This is a genomic window from Acidovorax sp. Root219, assembly GCF_001428665.1.
In the GTDB taxonomy this organism is placed as follows: domain Bacteria; phylum Pseudomonadota; class Gammaproteobacteria; order Burkholderiales; family Burkholderiaceae_C; genus Acidovorax.
This window is the reverse complement of record NZ_LMIJ01000003.1, coordinates 149,423-165,402: the sequence shown is the minus strand read 5'-3', so window position 1 is coordinate 165,402 and position 15,980 is coordinate 149,423. Positions and strand designations below refer to the sequence as shown.

The 15,980-nt window shown below is 69.5% G+C and carries 16 protein-coding genes; 6 read left to right on the top strand and 10 right to left on the bottom strand.

Annotation, left to right across the window (positions count from 1 at the left end):
* Positions 1-123 precede the first annotated feature (123 nt).
* Both ASE28_RS03675 and ASE28_RS03670 read left to right on the top strand, forming a co-directional pair.
* Positions 124-2,685 (top strand): bifunctional diguanylate cyclase/phosphodiesterase, encoded by a 2,562-nt coding sequence (locus ASE28_RS03675; RefSeq protein WP_057264766.1) that lies wholly within the window; start codon positions 124-126, stop codon positions 2,683-2,685.
* 37 nt (positions 2,686-2,722) lie between these two features.
* Positions 2,723-3,961, top strand: a complete 1,239-nt coding sequence (locus tag ASE28_RS03670) for an FAD-dependent monooxygenase (protein ID WP_057203451.1) — start codon at positions 2,723-2,725, stop codon at positions 3,959-3,961.
* On the opposite strand, the gene ASE28_RS03665 is transcribed toward ASE28_RS03670, so the two are convergent.
* Positions 3,958-4,311 (bottom strand): MerR family DNA-binding protein, encoded by a 354-nt coding sequence (locus ASE28_RS03665; RefSeq protein ID WP_057203502.1) that lies wholly within the window; start codon positions 4,309-4,311, stop codon positions 3,958-3,960. The two genes, ASE28_RS03670 and ASE28_RS03665, sit on opposite strands and share 4 nt — an antisense overlap.
* A gap of 93 nt (positions 4,312-4,404) precedes the next feature.
* Between ASE28_RS03665 and ASE28_RS03660 the strand changes: the two genes are divergently transcribed.
* Positions 4,405-4,863, top strand: a complete 459-nt coding sequence (locus tag ASE28_RS03660; RefSeq protein ID WP_057264764.1) for a hypothetical protein — start codon at positions 4,405-4,407, stop codon at positions 4,861-4,863.
* Here the strand turns inward: ASE28_RS03660 and ASE28_RS03655 are convergent.
* The 7 genes from ASE28_RS03655 to ASE28_RS03625 form a co-directional block, all read right to left on the bottom strand.
* Positions 4,835-6,016, bottom strand: a complete 1,182-nt coding sequence (locus tag ASE28_RS03655; RefSeq protein WP_200963900.1) for an MFS transporter — start codon at positions 6,014-6,016, stop codon at positions 4,835-4,837. The genes ASE28_RS03660 and ASE28_RS03655 overlap by 29 nt on opposite strands.
* Positions 6,017-6,190: 174 nt before the next feature.
* The gene (kynA, locus tag ASE28_RS03650; protein WP_057264760.1) at positions 6,191-7,081 is read right to left on the bottom strand and encodes a tryptophan 2,3-dioxygenase; all 891 of its coding nucleotides are present in this window, start codon (positions 7,079-7,081) and stop codon (positions 6,191-6,193) included.
* Positions 7,082-7,084: 3 nt separating this feature from the next.
* The gene (gene kynU, locus ASE28_RS03645; RefSeq protein ID WP_057264759.1) at positions 7,085-8,392 is read right to left on the bottom strand and encodes a kynureninase; all 1,308 of its coding nucleotides are present in this window, start codon (positions 8,390-8,392) and stop codon (positions 7,085-7,087) included.
* 25 nt (positions 8,393-8,417) lie between these two features.
* Positions 8,418-9,074 (bottom strand): arylformamidase, encoded by a 657-nt coding sequence (gene kynB, locus ASE28_RS03640; RefSeq protein ID WP_057264757.1) that lies wholly within the window; start codon positions 9,072-9,074, stop codon positions 8,418-8,420.
* 110 nt (positions 9,075-9,184) lie between these two features.
* Entirely contained in the window at positions 9,185-9,517 is a 333-nt protein-coding gene (locus ASE28_RS03635) for a YkgJ family cysteine cluster protein (protein WP_057264755.1), read from the bottom strand.
* Entirely contained in the window at positions 9,490-10,962 is a 1,473-nt protein-coding gene (locus ASE28_RS03630) for a HAMP domain-containing sensor histidine kinase (protein WP_057264753.1), read from the bottom strand. The genes ASE28_RS03635 and ASE28_RS03630 overlap by 28 nt, the downstream gene beginning before the upstream one ends.
* Positions 10,959-11,615 carry a response regulator transcription factor gene (locus tag ASE28_RS03625; RefSeq protein ID WP_057264750.1) on the bottom strand — a complete coding sequence of 219 codons (657 nt, stop codon included), beginning with the start codon at positions 11,613-11,615 and terminating at the stop codon, positions 10,959-10,961. Before ASE28_RS03625 ends, ASE28_RS03630 begins: the two co-directional genes overlap by 4 nt.
* Before the next feature lie 95 nt (positions 11,616-11,710).
* Between ASE28_RS03625 and ASE28_RS03620 the strand changes: the two genes are divergently transcribed.
* Genes ASE28_RS03620 through ASE28_RS03610 form a run of 3 tightly spaced genes read left to right on the top strand, consistent with a single transcriptional unit; the run spans position 11,711 to position 14,339 of the window.
* Positions 11,711-11,932: a hypothetical protein gene (locus ASE28_RS03620; RefSeq protein ID WP_157421849.1), complete on the top strand. Its 222-nt coding sequence runs from the start codon at positions 11,711-11,713 to the stop codon at positions 11,930-11,932.
* A gap of 42 nt (positions 11,933-11,974) precedes the next feature.
* On the top strand, positions 11,975-13,939 hold the full coding sequence (locus ASE28_RS03615) for a S9 family peptidase (protein WP_057264746.1): 1,965 nt from the start codon (positions 11,975-11,977) through the stop codon (positions 13,937-13,939).
* A gap of 25 nt (positions 13,940-13,964) precedes the next feature.
* Positions 13,965-14,339: a copper-binding protein gene (locus ASE28_RS03610; protein ID WP_057264744.1), complete on the top strand. Its 375-nt coding sequence runs from the start codon at positions 13,965-13,967 to the stop codon at positions 14,337-14,339.
* Positions 14,340-14,359: 20 nt separating this feature from the next.
* On the opposite strand, the gene ASE28_RS03605 is transcribed toward ASE28_RS03610, so the two are convergent.
* Together ASE28_RS03605 and argF are read right to left on the bottom strand one after the other, a co-directional pair.
* Entirely contained in the window at positions 14,360-15,040 is a 681-nt protein-coding gene (locus ASE28_RS03605; protein WP_057264742.1) for a hypothetical protein, read from the bottom strand.
* An 11-nt stretch (positions 15,041-15,051) separates the two neighbouring features.
* Positions 15,052-15,960: an ornithine carbamoyltransferase gene (gene argF, locus ASE28_RS03600; protein ID WP_057264740.1), complete on the bottom strand. Its 909-nt coding sequence runs from the start codon at positions 15,958-15,960 to the stop codon at positions 15,052-15,054.
* Positions 15,961-15,980: the final 20 nt, after the last annotated feature.

Sequence of the window (15,980 nt, the reverse complement as noted above, 5' to 3'; positions counted from 1 at the left end):
CCTCAGGCTGCATGGCTGCGAGGGGTTCCAGGGCTATCTGTTTGGCAGGCCTGTGCCGGTGGACATGTTCGAGCGCGAGCACCTGCCCGAGCCCCCGGTGCCAGCCCCTGCGGCCCAAGCCCCATGACTGCCGTACCGGGACCCAACCTCGCAGCATCCACCTCCGTCGCCAGTGTGCTGTGGGTGGACGGCGATGCGCTGCACGCACGGGCGGCCATCGCCGTGCTGGCCCAGCGCTGCCCGGGCTGGCACGTGGTGCACAGCCCCTCGGCCGACGCAGCCTCCCTGCTGCTGGCTGCGCAGACCTGGGATGCGCTGGTGCTCTGCCTGGATCCGCAGATCCAGGAGCTGCCCAGCCTGCTGGAGCTGTGCGCGGGGCGCCCCGTGCTGCTGTGCCTCGATGGGGCGCAGGAAGCCCTGGCCGCGCGCGGTTTTCGCTGCGGCCTGGGGGACTATGCCCTGCGCGCTGCGGACGGTGGCCATCTCCCGGAGCTGGTGCACCGCCTGTGCGCGCTGGTGGGCCGGCAGGGCGCGGCGGCCGTTCCGGGGGCGGTGCAGCCCATGCGCATGGTGGATGCGCGCATCTGGCACGAGGCACTCACGCTGCTGCAGGAGCAGCGCCTGGGCCTGCAGGTCACCCTGGCCAGCATGAGCCAGGGCATCTTCAGGACCGGGCCGGACGGGCGCATCAGCATCTACAACCAGCGCGTGCTGGAGCTGCTGGACCTGCCCGAATCGCTGATGGCCGCCCGGCCCACCCTGGCCGAGCTCACGCAGCTGCAGGCCCAGCGCGGCGACTTCGGCGCGGGCTATGGCCTGGTGGACCACCGGGGCCGCGACTACATCGCGCGCTCCGTGGTGGACCCCTCGCCCGAGGTGTATTGGCGCACCACGCGCGATGGCCGCACATTCGAGGTACGCACCACCCGGCTGCCCGATGGCGGCCTGGTGCGCACCTTCACCGATGTGAGCGACTACGTGCGCGTGCAGAACGAACTGCGCGAGAGCGAGGCGCGCTTTCGCGGCCTGAGCGACCTGTCGTCCGACTGGTACTGGGAGCACGATGCAGACGGCCGCTTCGTGCAACTGGCCGGTGACCTCAGCGTCAACGGCATCCCCCTGTCGAGCGTGATGGGCCGCACCCGCTGGGAGATCGGTGCGCTGAACATGACCGATGCCGAGTGGGACGCCCACCGCGCGGTGCTCGCGGCGCAGCAGCCGTTTCGGGACCTGGAGCTGCAGCGCCAGCGCCCCGACGGCAGCATGCACTGGATCTCGGTCAGTGGCGTGCCGGTGTTCGACGCTGAGGGTGTGCTGCGCGGCTACCGGGGCGTGGGGCGGGACATCACCGAGCGCAAGGAGGCAGAGCTGCAGATCGAGCGGCTGGCCTTCTTCGACGCGCTCACCGGTCTGCCCAACCGTCGCCTGCTGATGGACCGCCTGCAGCGCGCCACCGTGGCAGCCGGACGCAGCCATGCGCACGGTGCTCTGCTGTTCATCGACCTCGACAATTTCAAGGACCTCAACGATACGCTGGGCCATGACACCGGCGACCAGTTGCTGGTGCGCGTGGCCAGGCGCCTGCTGGAGAGCGTGCGCGAGAGCGATACCGTGGCCCGCTTCGGCGGCGATGAATTCGTGGTGCTGCTCGACGGCCTGCACACCGATGTGGCGCATGCCAGCAGCGAGGCCGCTGCCATTTCGCAGCAGATACTGGCCGCGCTCGGCCGGCCCTACGACATGGAGGGCGTCAGCCACCACAGCACGCCCAGCATCGGCATCGCGCTGTTCGGGCAGCGCCCGAGCACGCCGGATGAGCTGCTCAAGCACGCCGACCTGGCCATGTATCAGGCCAAGGCGGCGGGGCGCAACACCCAGCGCTTCTTCGACCCGGACATGCAGGCCGCCGTGAGCGCGCGCGCGGCGCTGGAGGCCGACCTGCGCCGCGGACTGAACCAGCAGGAGCTGCTGCTGTATTGCCAGCCCGTGGTGGATGGAACCGGCAAGCTGCTCGGTGCCGAGGCCCTGGTGCGCTGGAACCACCCGCGCCGGGGGCTGGTGCTGCCGGGCGAGTTCATTGCGCTGGCCGAGCAGACGGGGCTCATCCTGCCGCTGGGCCAGTGGGTGCTGGAGTCTGCCTGCGCACAGCTGGTGCAGTGGTCGCACAGCGCGCTCACGCGGCCCTTCTTCCTGTCGGTCAACGTCAGCGTGCGGCAGTTCCGCCAGCCCGACTTCGTGGCCCAGGTGCTGGGCGTGCTGCAGGCCAGCGGCGCCAACCCCGAGCGCCTGCGCTTCGAGCTGACCGAAAGCCTGCTGCTCACCGACGTGGAGGACAGCATTGCCCGCATGGAGCAGTTGCGCCGCCATGGGGTGGGCTTTTCGATGGACGACTTCGGCACCGGCTACTCGTCCCTGTCCTACCTCAAGCGCCTGCCGCTGGACCAGCTCAAGATCGACCAGAGCTTCGTGCGCGACCTGCAGACCGATCCCAACGATGCCGCCATCGTGCGCACCATCCTGGCGCTGGCGCGCAGCCTGGACCTCTCCGTGGTGGCCGAGGGGGTGGAGACTCCGGGCCAGTTTGAGTTCCTGCAGCGCCATGGCTGCCAGGCCTTCCAGGGCTACCTGTTCGCGCGCCCCATGCCGGCCGAGATGCTGGAGCGCGCGCTGCTTCCTGCGCAATGACAAACGCAGGGCGCACCGAGCGGGCGACAATCGGCGCATGAAGAAACAGGTGCTGGTGGCGGGTGGTGGCATAGGCGGGCTGGCAGCGGCCCTGGGCGCATCGCGTGCCGGATGGGATGTGCGGCTGTACGAGCGCGCCGCCGCCTTCAGCGAAGTGGGGGCGGGCGTGCAACTGGGGCCCAACGTGGTGCGCCGCCTGCAGGCCTGGGGCCTGCAGAAGCCGCTGCAGGCCGTGGCCGCTTTCCCGGCCCGGCTGCAGGTGCGCAGCGCGCTCTCGGGGCGCGCACTGGCCGAGCTGCCGTTGGGCACCACCGCCATTGAGCGCTATGGCGCCGCCTACGCCACCATCCACCGCGCCGACCTGCATGGGCTGCTGCTGGCGGCCGTCACCAAGTACACCGACACCCAGTTGAACCTGGAGCATGCCATCGAGGGTTTCAGCGACGGCAGCACCTGCGGCACCGCAGTGCCTGGCGCCGAGACCGTCGTCACGGTGCACACCAGCCGGGGCAGGGAGGTGGAGGGCGATGCGCTGATAGGGGCCGACGGCTTGTGGAGCGGCACGCGCCTGCAGTTGCTGGGCGATGTGCCGCCGCGCGCCACGGGCCACCTGGCCTACCGCGCCCTGGTCCCGCAGGACGCCCTGCCCAACGCCCTGCGCACCCAGCAGATCACCGCCTGGCTGGGCCCGCGCCTGCATGTGGTGCAGTACCCCGTGCGGCGCGGCGAGCTGCAGAACCTGGTGGTCATCATCGAAGGCCGGGCGCCCGAAGACATGCAGGGCTGGGACCATGCCGCCAATGCCGCCGACCTGGAGCTGGCCCTGCAGGGCGCCTGCCCTGCGTTGCAGCATGTGGTGTACGGCGTGGCGGCGGCAGGGGGTGGCTGGCGCCTGTGGCCGCTGTGCGACCGCCCGCCGGTGCGCGGCCCCGGCGATATGGCACAGGGCCTGGTGGCGCTGCTGGGTGACGCCGCCCACCCCATGGTGCCCTACCTGGCCCAGGGCGCCGGCATGGCCATCGAGGATGCGGCCGAACTGCAGCGCGCCCTGTCCATGCACGACCTGGAGGTGCCGCTGCGCCTGACGCGCTATGCCCTGAACCGCTGGCAGCGCAACGCCCGCGTGCAGGCTCGTGCCACGCGCAATGGCCGCATCTTCCACGCCATGGGCCCCGTGCGCTGGGGGCGCGATGCCTCGCTGCGCCTGCTGGGCGCGCGTGTGCTCGACCTGCCCTGGCTGTACCGAGGGGATGGCTCGGTTGCCAGCTCGCTCTAGGACGCAGCCAGCGGGCAGTCCGCCAGCACCCGCTCCGCCAGCGTCTGGCGCAGGGCTTGCAGCGCGGCGATGCGGGTGTCGATTTCGAGCAGCTTGGCCGACAGCACCTGCGTAACGGCGGGCGCCGGATCGGGTGCATCCCAGATCGCGGGCAGGCGGTCGCCGATTTCGGCCAGCGTGAAGCCCAGTTGCTGCGCCGTGCGGATGTACTGCACCAGCATCAGCACCTCCTCGGGGTAGTCGCGGTAGCCATTGGGCAGGCGGCGTGCGCGGATCAGCCCCTGCTGCTCATAGAAGCGCAAGGCCTCGCGGCTCAGGCCGGCGGCGGTGGCGAGTTCTCCGATCAGCATGGGGCGCGTCTTTCCCAAAAAAAAGTGCTTGACCCTGAAGCGTACTTCAAGGTGGAAGCTCGGAGCCTTCTTCACTCCGATCTTTTTTGCACCATGCACATCCCTGCCTTTTCCTCGCCCCGCTACCTGACCATCGTGCGCGCCGGCGGCTGGTACGACCTGTTCGTCACCTGGCCCTTTGCGCTGCCGTGGACCTTTGCCTGGCTCTATGGCCTGCTGACCTCGGTGTCCACCACACTGGGCCTGCCCGGTACCCTGCACCCGCTCGATGGCACGCACATGCTGCTGGCCAATCTGCTCGGCTCGGTGGTGGTGGTCTGGTCCATTGCGCGCATTGCGGCACCCAGCATGCTGCTGGGCCGGCTCGATGGGCTGGCACGCTTGCTGTTTGCCGCCTGGCAGATCTACGCGGTAGCCCATGGTGCCAGCGCCATCGTCCTCGGATTCACCGCATTCGAGTTGCTGTTCGGCGTGCTGCAGTGGTGGCGCGTGGCGGAGCAGGGGACGGTGTGCCCGCCGCAGATCAATGCGCGGGCGCAGGCAGCAGCCTGAACGACAGCACCCCGGCCGCAAGCAGCGCCGAGATGGCCAGCATCACGGCCACATACGGATCGACGCCGTGCGCAGAAGCCAGCGAGGCCGCCAGCCCCGTAAGCCACTGCATCAGCGCCACCCCGAGGAACAGCGCCATGGTGAACACCGCCATGGCGCGCCCGGTCATGGCCGCCGGGTAGGTCGAGCGCACGTCCGCATACTGCAGCACCATGTAGCCCGAGAGCAGGCCCACCGCGATGGCGCCGCCCACGTCCAGCCATTCCTGGTGCAGCACGCCGATGGCCAGGAACAGGCCGCACAGGATGGCGGTGAAACCCATGATCCAGCGCCGGCGGTGCGCAGGCCCAGGGTCCATCCGCCCGAACCAGGCCGGGGTGAACAGCGACACCAGCGACGACAGCATGGCCACGTTGCCGCTGGCCACCAGCGAATAGCCGTGCCGCTCGATCAGCAGCGGCCCCAGCCACAGCCCGCGCAGCGTGAGAAAGGAGGCATAGGTGGTGAGGGCCAGCAGCATGATGCCGGCGGTGTGCGGCAGCAGGAACAGCGCGCCGAAGCCGCGCACGGCCGAGCCTATCGATTCGCGCGGCGCACCGGCGGCGTGCTGCGGCTCTACGGGCTCGTGCACCTGCCACCAGATCAGCAGCCAGGCCAGCGCCGCCAGCCCGGCCAGCACGCCGAAGCCCGCGCGCCAGGAGGAGTGCTGCACCAGCCATGCCAGCGGCGTGCCGGTGAACAGCATGCCCAGGCCGCCCACTCCCATGGCCACGCCCGAGACCATGGCAAAGCGCCCCGGGGGAAAGTAGCGTGCGATGAACACCGTGCACACCAGGAAGGCCGGCGCGCAGCCCACGCCGATCAGCACCTGCCCGAGCAGCACCATGGCGTAGCCCGGCGCCAGCGCGGACAGCAGCGAACCGGCAATCGTGAGCGGAAAGGCCACCAGCAGCGTGCGCCGCAGGCCGTACAGGTCGATGCCTACGCCCATGAACAGCTGCATGCCGCCGAAGGCAAACGCAAAGGCCCCGGCGAACGCGCCCAGCGCCTGCGCCGACAGGCCGAACTCCGCGCGCAGCCCGGTGGCTATGATGGCCGTGATGGTGCGAAAGGCCTGGCTCAGCGCGAAGCCCGAAATCAGGGCCAGCAGCATGACCCAGGCGACACGGGGTGCGAGAGGGGAGTGTGGCGAAGAGGAGGGGGTAGACTCGGGTGGCTGGGGCGGCAAGGCGGTGTCTCCGGGAGGGCGTGCACGGTTGCGCCGCCCTTGCCGAGGTTACACGCTGTGGCGACAGGCTGCTGTCGCTGCTGCGCAGGCCGGGGGCACTCACAGATCGGTGCGCAGCTTCCAGATCTCGGGGAAGAGCACCACGTCCAGCATCTTGCGCAGGTAGCTCACGCCGCCCGTGCCACCGGTGCCGCGCTTGAAGCCGATCACGCGCTCCACCGTGGTCACATGGCGAAAGCGCCACAGGCGAAAGGCATCTTCCAGGTCGGTGAGCTCCTCGCCCAGCTGGTACAGGTCCCAGTACTGCTGCGGCGCGCGGTACACGGTGAGCCAGGCCTGCTCCACGCCATCGCTTTCCTCGTAGGGCAGGGTCCAGTCGCGCGCTGTGTGGCTGGCCGGCACGGCAATCCCGCGGCGCGCCAGCAGGCGCAGGGCTTCGTCGTACAGCGAAGGCGCCTCGTAGGCGGCCTGCACCTGGGCCAGCAGGTCGGCGCGGTGCTCGTGCGGCTTGAGCATGGCGCGGTTCTTGTTGCCCAGCGAAAATTCGATGCTGCGGTACTGGTAGCTCTGGAAGCCGCTGGACTGGCCCAGGTAGGGCCGCATGGCGCTGTACTCGGGCGGCGTCATGGTGGCCAGCACGTCCCAGGCGTGCACCAGTTGCTCCATGATCTTGGAGACGCGCGCCAGCATCTTGAAAGCCATTTGCAGTTCGTCCCGGGCGATGTGGCCGATGGCAGCGCGCAGCTCGTGCAGCATGAGCTTCATCCACAGCTCGCTGGTCTGGTGCTGCACGATGAACAGCATCTCGTCGTGCGCGGGCGACAGCGGCTTTTGCGCCGTCAGGATGGCATCGAGCTGCAGGTAGTCGCCATAGCTCATGGATTGGCTGAAGTCGAGCTGGGCGCGCTCTTCGTGCACGATGGATTCGGGCACGCCGCTGGCGGGGGCTGCTGCACCAGGCTCTGCAGGGGTGTTGGAGAAGGGGCACATGGCTCAGGTCACCGCGTGGATCTGGTTGAACTCGGGGCGCTGCCACTCGGCCGCGTCGAGCACCTGGCGCAGGTGCTCCACTGCATTCCACACGTCCTCGTAGCCGATGTACAGCGGCGTGAAGCCAAAGCGCAGGATGTCCTTGTGCGGGCCCTGGCCGCCGTCGCCCTTGCGGAAGTCGCCGATCACACCGCGCGCGATCAGCGCCTGCACGATGGCGTAGGCGCCACTGCCCTGGCCATTGAGGCCCTGGCCCTCGTCGCGCGTCAGGCACACCTGCGAGCCGCGTCGTGCATGCTCGCGTGGCGTCGCCAGGCCCAGGCCGTGGCCCGCGCAGCGCTCTTGCACCAGGTTGATGAACAGATCGGTCAGCGCCAGCGACTTGGCGCGCAGCGCGGCCATGCCGCCCAGGGGCTGGGCCGCGTCGAACACATCCAGGCCGCACTGCAGGGCCGACAGGCTGATGATGGGTTGCGTACCGCACAGATAGCGCGTGATGCCGGGGGCGGGTTTGTAGTCCGGCGTGAACTGGAACGGTGCGGCATGGCCCCACCAGCCCGACAGCGGCTGCCAGAAGCGGTTGGCATGGCGCGGGTGCACCCAGGCGAAGGCTGGCGCGCCCGGGCCGCCGTTCAGGTACTTGTAGCCGCAGCCGATGGAGAAATCGGCGCCCGCGCCGTTCAGGTCCACCGGCACGGCGCCCGCGCTGTGCGCCAGGTCCCACACGGTGAGGATGCCGGCGGCATGCGCAGCCGCCGTGGTGGCCGCCATGTCGTGCATGGCGCCGGTGCGGTAGTTCACGTGCGTGAGCATCAGCACCGCCACGTCGGCCGTCAGTGCGGCGGTGATCTCCTCGGGCTCCACCAGCACCAGCTCCAGCCCGCGCTCTCTGCACAGGCCTTCGGCGATGTACAGATCGGTCGGGAAGTTGCTGCGCTCGCTGACCACGCGCTTGCGCGCGGGGCTGTCCTCCCGGGCGATGTTGAGCGCGGCGCTCAGCACCTTGTACAGGTTGATGGAGGTGCTGTCGGTGCACACCACCTCGTCCTTGCCCGCGCCGATGAAGGGTGCGAGCTGGTTGCCCAGGCGCTGCGGCAGGTCGAACCAGCTGGCGGTGTTCCACGAGCGGATGAGGTCGGTGCCCCATTCGCGCGTGACCACGTCGGCCACGCGGGCCGCAGCGGCCTTGGGCAGCACACCCAGCGAGTTGCCGTCCAGGTAGATCACGCCCTCGGGCAGGCTGAAGTGCCCGCGCAGCGGGGCCAGGGGGTCTTGCGCGTCGAGCGCGCGGCAGTCTTGCAAGGTGGTCATGGCAGTTGCAGTGTGGTTCTCGGAATCAGGTCAGTGCGCGAAGGACGGCGCGTACCGGGGAGGCATCGGCCGTGGTGAGCTTGAGCGGCAGGGCGATCAGCTCGTAGTCGCCCTCGGGCACCTCGTCGAGCACCAGGTTCTCGAGAACGCGCAGGCCGCGCTGGCGGATGACCTGGTGGCTGTCCAGCGTCTTGCTGTCGGCCGGGTCGATGCTGGCCGTGTCGATGCCCACCAGCAGCACCCCCAGGTCGGCCAGGCGCGCGATGGTGGCGGGGGCGTAGGCGGCCAGGGCGCCGTCCCAGCGGTCCACCGGCATGTGTTCGTAGGTGCGCACCAGCACGCGCTGGGGCAGGGTGGCATCCACGGCGTGGGCAATGTGCTGCCACTCGATCAGCGGACCGCAGCCGATGGCATGGATCACGCGGCAGGGGCCCAGAAAGGGCTCGAGCGACACGTCGCCGATGGTGGCGCCATCGGCGTCGTAGTGCAGCGGCGCATCGGCATGCGCGCCCACGTGGGGCGACAGGGTGATGGCGCTCACGTTCACCGGGCAGCCCGGCCCGATGGTGGCGCACCACTGCTGCGAATAGGCCGTGTCACCGGGAAACACCGGGCTGCCCGCATGCACGGGTGGCGAGATGTCCCAGAGCGTGCGTGCGGTGGGGGTGTGGCTGGCTTGCATGGGACAAAGTTTGCATGTCCCGCAAAACCCGTGGTGTCGGTTAATTCCAACAGCAGGGTGATTTTTGTTGAAGCCTCAACTACTTTGCCTGTGCCGCCCTGGTAGGGCCTTCAGAAAATGATGCCGTCTTGCAGGGGTTGCATCCCGTGGCGCATGCGCGCGCGGTTGCACGCATGGTCGCCGGCCTCGAACTCTCGGCAAGGCGAGGGCCGCCATTCGTAGATGCCGCAGGCCGCCTTGTCGCCCACCTTGCCAGTCAGGGCGGCACAGCGCGCGGGCACGTGGTCGGTGCCGCGCATGCGGCAGGTGCTGCTGGTGACCTCGACCACCAGCCCGTTGGGCACGGTGCCGCCCATGGCCTGCGTCTCCTCCACCGCAAAGTCCACGCGAAAGCTGGCGCAGCAGGCGCCGCACGTCAGGCAGGGGTGGATGGAGTCGGGCATAAAAAGGGCACCCAGGCAGGGCTCGGGAGGGGAATGCTAACGAAAAAGCCCACACCCTGCCCGTTCAGCCCGTCGCCAATCTGCACCTGCCCACCCATGCGGCGCGCCGCCTGCCGCACGATGGCCAGGCCCAGGCCCGAGCCATTGGCGGCATGCCCTGTGCCACGGTAGAAGCGCTCGAACACCTTGCCGCGCTCGGCCGGCGCAATGCCGGGGCCGTCGTCCTGCACCGACAGGTGCAGCATGCCGGATCCGCGGCGCAGGCCCACGGCCACCGAACCGCCTGCCTGGGCATAGCGCACCGCGTTGTCGATCAGGTTGTGCACCACCGATTCCAGGGCCGTCGCGTCGAGCCGCGCCGGCACGCTGTCGGGTGCGTCCAGCGACAGCTCGATGCGCTGCGCCATGGCGGCGGGTGCCGCCTGCGCCAGCGCGGCACGCAGCCATTGCGCCACGTCCATGTCGCGCGGGGCCGGGCGCTGGGCTTCGTCGAGCGCGGCCAGGTCCAGCAACTGCTGCGCCAGATGCGAGGTGCGCGCGATGGCCTGCTCCAGGTGCGCCTGGGCCTCGGTGCGCTCGGCTGCGCTCTCTGATCGCGCCATCACATGGGCCTGCGCGGTGATCACGGCCAGCGGGGTGCGGATCTCGTGGGCAGCGTCCTGCACGAAGGCGCGCTCGCGCTCCACCTTCTGGCGCAGGCGGGCGAGCAGGGCATCGAGCGACTGCTCCAGGGGCTTGAGCTCGCGGTGCCGGGCATGAAAGCCCACGGGCTGCAACTCGTCGCTGCTGCGCTGGGCAATGCGCTGGGCCAGTTGCTGCAGGGGGCGCAGGCCGTTGCGCACGGACAGCCATACGGGCAGCAGCACAAAGGGGGCCGCCAGCAGCAGGTAGGGCACGAGGGTGCGGCCGTTGTAGTGCAGGTAGTCCGCATCGGGACGCTTGGGTTCCAGGATGCGCAAGGTCCAGCGTGCATTGCGGCCGGCGTAGATGCGGTAGGGCTGGCCCTGCACGGTGGTCTCCGTGAGCGACGAGCCTGCGTGGTCGCGGGGTGGCTGCAGGTCCATGCCCTGCAGCCCGCTGGCCGCATAGACCAGCCGGCCCGAGGCACCATCGCGCAACTCGTGCATCAAGGCCCCGGGCAGCAGGCCGGTCTGGCGGCGGCGCACATTGGTCCAGTGGTCTGTCGAGGCCAGGGCGGCGGCCGCGTGTGACGCATCCGGCAGGTCGGCCAGCGACTCCAGCACGGCGTCGCCGTACTTGAGCATGCCCGGGTCGTAGGTGATGGCCTGCTTGTACTTCAGGTAGTTGTAGCCCAGCAGCACGGCCCACACCAGCACGAAGGCCACCATGACCGAGGCCACGCTGCGGCGCACCAGCGTGGGCTCTGACAGCCGCTGCCACAGCACGCGCAACCGCCGGGAGTGGTGTGGCGCCACGCTGCTCATGGCTGCAGCAGGTAGCCCACGCCGCGCACGGTGCGTATCAGCTCCGCGCCGATCTTGCGGCGCAGGTTGGACACATGCACCTCGATGGCGCCAAAGTCCATCGGCTCGCCCAGTGGGTCGAGCCGCTGCGCCAGCACGCCCTTGGGCACCACGGCGCCGGGCTCGCGCGCCAGCTCCAGCAGCAACTGGAACTCGCGCGGTGACAGGTCCAGCGGCACGCCACCGCGCTGCACGGTGTGGCGCCGGGGCTCGATCACCAGGTCACCGAGCGTCCAGCAGTCGCTGGCCTGGCGTGCGCTGCGCCGCAGCACGGCGCGGATGCGCGACATCAGCTCGGCCGTGGCGAAGGGCTTGACCACGAAGTCGTCGGCCCCACCATCGAGCCCGGCCAGCCGGTCCTCCACCGCCGAGCGCGCAGTGATGACGATGATGGGCACCTGCTCGCCCTGGCCGCGCCAGCGCGCCAGCAGATCGAAGCCGCTGCCGTCGGGCAGGGTCAGGTCCAGCAGCACGCAGTCGATGGTGGTGGCGTCCACCGTGGTGGGGGCGTCCACCGCGCGGCGCAGCCACTCGCTGCTCAGCCCCTCCACCTTCAGGGCAGACTGCAGGGCGCGGCCCAGGTCCAAATCGTCCTCGATCAGCAGGATGTGCATCGCGCGATTGTGGCGCCTGCGGGCTTAAGGCCGGCCAAAGGCGGCGGCAGCGGGCTTTGGCATTGCCACAGCATGGGCTGGACAGAATCCACCGCATGACACTTACCCACTTCCATGCGTTGCTGGCACTGCCCTGGCTGGCGTGCGCCCCTCTGGGCGGCGCCCCCGCAGGGCCGGCCCTTGCCCCGCTGGCCTGGTCGTCCACCGACCACTGGACCCGGCAGGGCCGCACCGCCCCCTGGCTGCCGCCGCCGGTCCGCGAGCATGGCCCAGGCGCTGGTGCGGTGCTGCCGAGCAGCGCCTTTGGCTGGGCTTAAGCAAAGGCCCCGCACAATCGGTGGCATCCTGGGGAGCCCCGCATGCTGCTGATTCGATCGCTGAGTTGTCTGGCCCTGCTGGCGTCCCTGGCGGGCTGCGCCACGGGGCCCACGCACCCGTCCTTGGCCGGCGCGCCCCTGCCCGAGCTGATTCCCGTGCATGACTTCGTTGCCAACCGCCAGGCCACGGGCAGCTACCGCGTCTCGCCCGATGGCAAACACCTGGCCTGGACGGGGACCGAGGGCGTGAGCCCCGCCATCTGGGTGCGCACGCTCGGCAAGGATGATGCCCGAGCGTTCCCGATCCGCGCGCGCTTCTTCCGCTGGACAGCGGACAGCCAGTACCTGGCGGCCGTGGTCGATGGCTCGGGCGACGAGAACACGCATGTGCATGCGGTGGCCGTGCACCGCCAGGGCGCAGCCTGGGTGGACCTTACGCCGTTCGACAAGACCGCGTCCCACCTGCTGCAGACGGTGGAGGGCGGGCCCGACCTGATGGTCACGACCAACCGCCGCGACAAGAAGGTGTTCGACCTGCACCGTGTGGACCCGCGCACCGGTGCCCACACCGTGGTGGCCACCAACCCGGGCAACGCGGCCTCCTGGGGCGTGGACCGGCAGGGGCGCCTGCGCACACGGCTCATCGTGTCGGACACGGCCAGCCAGCTGCAGCGCCCCGGCGCGGCGCCAGACAGTGCCTGGACCTCCATCGCCGAATGGGGCCGCTTCGAGGGCCTGCGCCTGCTGGAGCCCGATGCCAGCGGCCAAGCCATGTGGGCACTGTCCAACCGCGGGCGCGACAAGGTGGCGCTGGTGCGCATGGACCTGGCCACCGGCGCCGAGACGCTGGTCCATGCCACGCCCGAGGTGGACCTGGACTACGTGCTCATCAGCCGCACCACACAGCAGCCGCTGATTGCCTATTCCATGCCCGGCTACCCCCGGCGCGAGGTGTTCGACGCCGCGCTGCGCCAGCGCCTGGCCGTGCTGGACAAGGGCCAGAACGCCGAGATCGCCGTGACCAGCAGCGACGACCAGGAGCGCACGCTGACGGTGGCCGTCACCACGGAGCGCAGCACCAGGAGCTACCTGCTGCCCGGCGAAGGGGGAGAGCCTGTGTTCCTGGGCGAAAGCCGCATGGCCCAACTGGCCTCGGCGCTGACCGCCACGGAGCCCGTCTCTTTTGCCAGCCGCGACGGGCTCACCCTGCACGGCTACCTGACCCTGCCCGCCGGCGTGGCCGCGAAGAATCTGCCCATGGTGCTGCTGGTGCACGGCGGCCCCTGGGCGCGCGACCGCTGGGGCGACAGCGCCGCCAGCCGCAGCCTGCAGCACTTTCTGGCCAACCGGGGGTATGCCGTGCTGCAGGTCAACTACCGGGGCTCGTCGGGCTATGGCCGCACCTTCATGGAAAAGGCCATCGGCGAGTTTGCCGGCAAGATGCACGATGACCTGGTCGACGGCGTGCAGTGGGCCGTGCAGACCGGCGTAGCCGACCCGCGGCGCGTGGCCATCTACGGTGCGAGCTACGGCGGCTATGCCGCCCTGGTGGGTGCGACCTTCACGCCCGAGGTGTTCGCCTGCGCGGTGGACGTGGTGGGCCTGTCGCACCTGGCACGCTTCATGGAAACCGTGCCGCCTTATTGGGAGATGGGCATGGTCGGCTGGCGGCGCTACATCGGCGACCCCGCCAAGCCCGAAGACCGGCGCTTGATGGATGCCAAGTCGCCCCTGTTCAAGGTCGGTCCCGCCACCAGCCCCTTGCTCATCATGCACGGCGTGAACGACCCGCGTGTGAAGCTGGAGCAGTCGGAGTTGATGGTGGCCGCCCTGCGCCGCGCCGGGCGGCCGGTGGACTACGTCACCTTCCAGGGCGACGGCCACGGCAACCAGAAGTGGAGCAACAACCTCACCATGTACCGCAAGACCGAGGACTTCCTGGCCAGTTGCCTGGGCGGGCGCACGGGCGGGTTCGATTACTACCAGCTGGCTTCCTGGGCTTTCTGAAGGAGGATGTATGGATCGACGGAGAATGGCCATGGTTCAGCGGGCCCGGTGCCTGGCCCTGGCCGGCGTGGCTGCCGCCGCCCTGGTGGTCGGCAGTGCGCTGGCCCAGCCCGCAGTGCCGGCGCAGGCGGATGGTCAGGCTGGGCCGGTGCTCACGCGGGCGCGGGTCGTCTCTGTCCAGCAGGAGCCGGGAGGGCCGCTGTACGTGCGCCTGAAGCTGCTGCCCCGCTCCAAGCTGCCCTTCACGACGCAGCGCTTCACGGTGGTCGACCGCACGCTGCTGGCCGGTATTGCCGAAGGGGCCTGGGTCAAGTTCACCGCCAAGAGCGTGGAGGGCGAGAACACGCTGACGTCCATCCAAATCGCCGAGGAGTGCAAGCGCTTTCAGCCCTGTGATTGAAGCGCCAGCGTCGGCGCTCCTCACGCGTAGAGCGTGCCGTTTTTCAGGGCGGTCAGGGCGTTGGCGAGGTTGGTGCGGGCCTGGGCTTCATACCGCCCATGGAACCAGTCGGTGCCATAGATGCGCGGCCGCTCCAGAAAACCCCGCAGCACCGCGCTGCGGCCCGCCACATAGCGTGGCCAGCGCACGAAGAAATACTCGCGCCGCACATTGCGCTCGAACTGCCGGTACACCTTATCGCTCTGGCCCAGCACGGCCAGGTCGATATCGACGACCCACTGCGCATCGCCTGTGAGCGGGCCGGGGTTGTGGCGTGTGTCGAGGATGAACTGGTGCACGGCCTGCACCAGTGGGGGCGGCAGAACCTGCGCGGCCAGGAAGCGGCTGGCCCAGTCGGCACTCTTCTCTTCGTTCAGGCGGCCCCAGGGCCGGTAGACGGCGTCGTGGAACCACAGCGCCAGCGCCACGGCATGGGGCTGGCGCAGCACATCGGGCAGGGCGGCTTGCACCGCCTGCAGGTGGCGCAGGCAGGCCCACAGGTGCGTGGTGTCATGGTAGGCGCGTGGCCAGCGCGCCCAGGCCAGTACCAGGCGCCGGCCTTCGCTGCGCCAGGCGGGCGTATCCCGGCCCAGGGCCTGGCCCAGCGATTGCCAGTGCGCCAGCAGTTCGGCGCAATGGGCGGGCTGGCGGCGCCAGGGCATGGTGAAGAGACTCAGGCCACTTTGCCCAAAAGCAGGTACTCCATCAACGCTTTCTGCGCATGCATCCGGTTCTCGGCTTCATCCCAGACAACCGATTGCGGCCCGTCGATCACATCGGCTTCCACCTCTTCCCCCCGGTGCGCAGGCAGGCAGTGCATGAACAGCGCATCGGGTTTGGCGGCGGCCATCATCTCGGCGTCCACGCACCAGTCGGCGAAGGCCTTCTTGCGCTCTTCGTTCTCGGCCTCGTAGCCCATGCTGGTCCACACGTCGGTGGTCACCAGGTCGGCGCCCTTGCAGGCTTCGAGCGGGTCGCTGAAGAATTGGTTGCTGCCGGCGGTGGCACCGGCCAGCTTCTCGTCCACCTCGTAGCCGCGCGGCGTGCTCACATGCACCTTGAAGCCCAGCAGCGCCGCCGCCTGCAGCCAGGTGTTGGCCATGTTGTTGCCGTCGCCCACCCAGGCCACCGTCTTGCCCTGTATCGAGCCGCGGTGCTCGATGAAGGTGAAGATGTCGGCCAATATCTGGCAGGGGTGGAACTCGTTGGTCAGGCCGTTGATCACGGGCACGCGCGAGTGCGCCGCGAAGCTTTCTATCTTGGTCTGCTCGTAGGTGCGGATCATCACCAGGTCCACCATGCGGCTGATGACCTTGGCGCTGTCCTCGATGGGCTCGGCGCGGCCGAGCTGGCTGTCGCCCGTGGTCAGGTGCACCACGCTGCCGCCCAACTGGTACATGCCGGCCTCGAAACTCACGCGCGTTCGGGTGCTGGCCTTCTCGAAGATCATGGCCAGCGTGCGGTCCACCAGGGGGTGGTGCTTTTCGTAGGCCTTGAACTTCTTCTTGATGAGCGCGGCACGCTCGAACAGGTAGGTGTACTCGTCGGCGCTGAGATCGTTGAACTGCAGGTAATGTTTCATGGCATTGCGGCGCGCTGCAT

Excerpts from the sequence above, each read along its gene's own strand:
- ASE28_RS03675 (WP_057264766.1), top strand. The coding sequence starts at position 124 with ATGACTGCCGTACCGGGACCCAACCTCGCAGCATCCACCTCCGTCGCC.
- ASE28_RS03670 (WP_057203451.1), top strand. The coding sequence starts at position 2,723 with ATGAAGAAACAGGTGCTGGTGGCGGGTGGTGGCATAGGCGGGCTGGCA.
- ASE28_RS03665 (WP_057203502.1), bottom strand. The coding sequence starts at position 4,311 with ATGCTGATCGGAGAACTCGCCACCGCCGCCGGCCTGAGCCGCGAGGCC.
- ASE28_RS03660 (WP_057264764.1), top strand. The coding sequence starts at position 4,405 with ATGCACATCCCTGCCTTTTCCTCGCCCCGCTACCTGACCATCGTGCGC.
- ASE28_RS03655 (WP_200963900.1), bottom strand. The coding sequence starts at position 6,016 with ATGCTGCTGGCCCTGATTTCGGGCTTCGCGCTGAGCCAGGCCTTTCGC.
- kynA (WP_057264760.1), bottom strand. The coding sequence starts at position 7,081 with ATGTGCCCCTTCTCCAACACCCCTGCAGAGCCTGGTGCAGCAGCCCCC.
- kynU (WP_057264759.1), bottom strand. The coding sequence starts at position 8,392 with ATGACCACCTTGCAAGACTGCCGCGCGCTCGACGCGCAAGACCCCCTG.
- kynB (WP_057264757.1), bottom strand. The coding sequence starts at position 9,074 with ATGCAAGCCAGCCACACCCCCACCGCACGCACGCTCTGGGACATCTCG.
- ASE28_RS03635 (WP_057264755.1), bottom strand. The coding sequence starts at position 9,517 with ATGCCCGACTCCATCCACCCCTGCCTGACGTGCGGCGCCTGCTGCGCC.
- ASE28_RS03630 (WP_057264753.1), bottom strand. The coding sequence starts at position 10,962 with ATGAGCAGCGTGGCGCCACACCACTCCCGGCGGTTGCGCGTGCTGTGG.
- ASE28_RS03625 (WP_057264750.1), bottom strand. The coding sequence starts at position 11,615 with ATGCACATCCTGCTGATCGAGGACGATTTGGACCTGGGCCGCGCCCTG.
- ASE28_RS03620 (WP_157421849.1), top strand. The coding sequence starts at position 11,711 with ATGACACTTACCCACTTCCATGCGTTGCTGGCACTGCCCTGGCTGGCG.
- ASE28_RS03615 (WP_057264746.1), top strand. The coding sequence starts at position 11,975 with ATGCTGCTGATTCGATCGCTGAGTTGTCTGGCCCTGCTGGCGTCCCTG.
- ASE28_RS03610 (WP_057264744.1), top strand. The coding sequence starts at position 13,965 with ATGGCCATGGTTCAGCGGGCCCGGTGCCTGGCCCTGGCCGGCGTGGCT.
- ASE28_RS03605 (WP_057264742.1), bottom strand. The coding sequence starts at position 15,040 with ATGCCCTGGCGCCGCCAGCCCGCCCATTGCGCCGAACTGCTGGCGCAC.
- argF (WP_057264740.1), bottom strand. The coding sequence starts at position 15,960 with ATGAAACATTACCTGCAGTTCAACGATCTCAGCGCCGACGAGTACACC.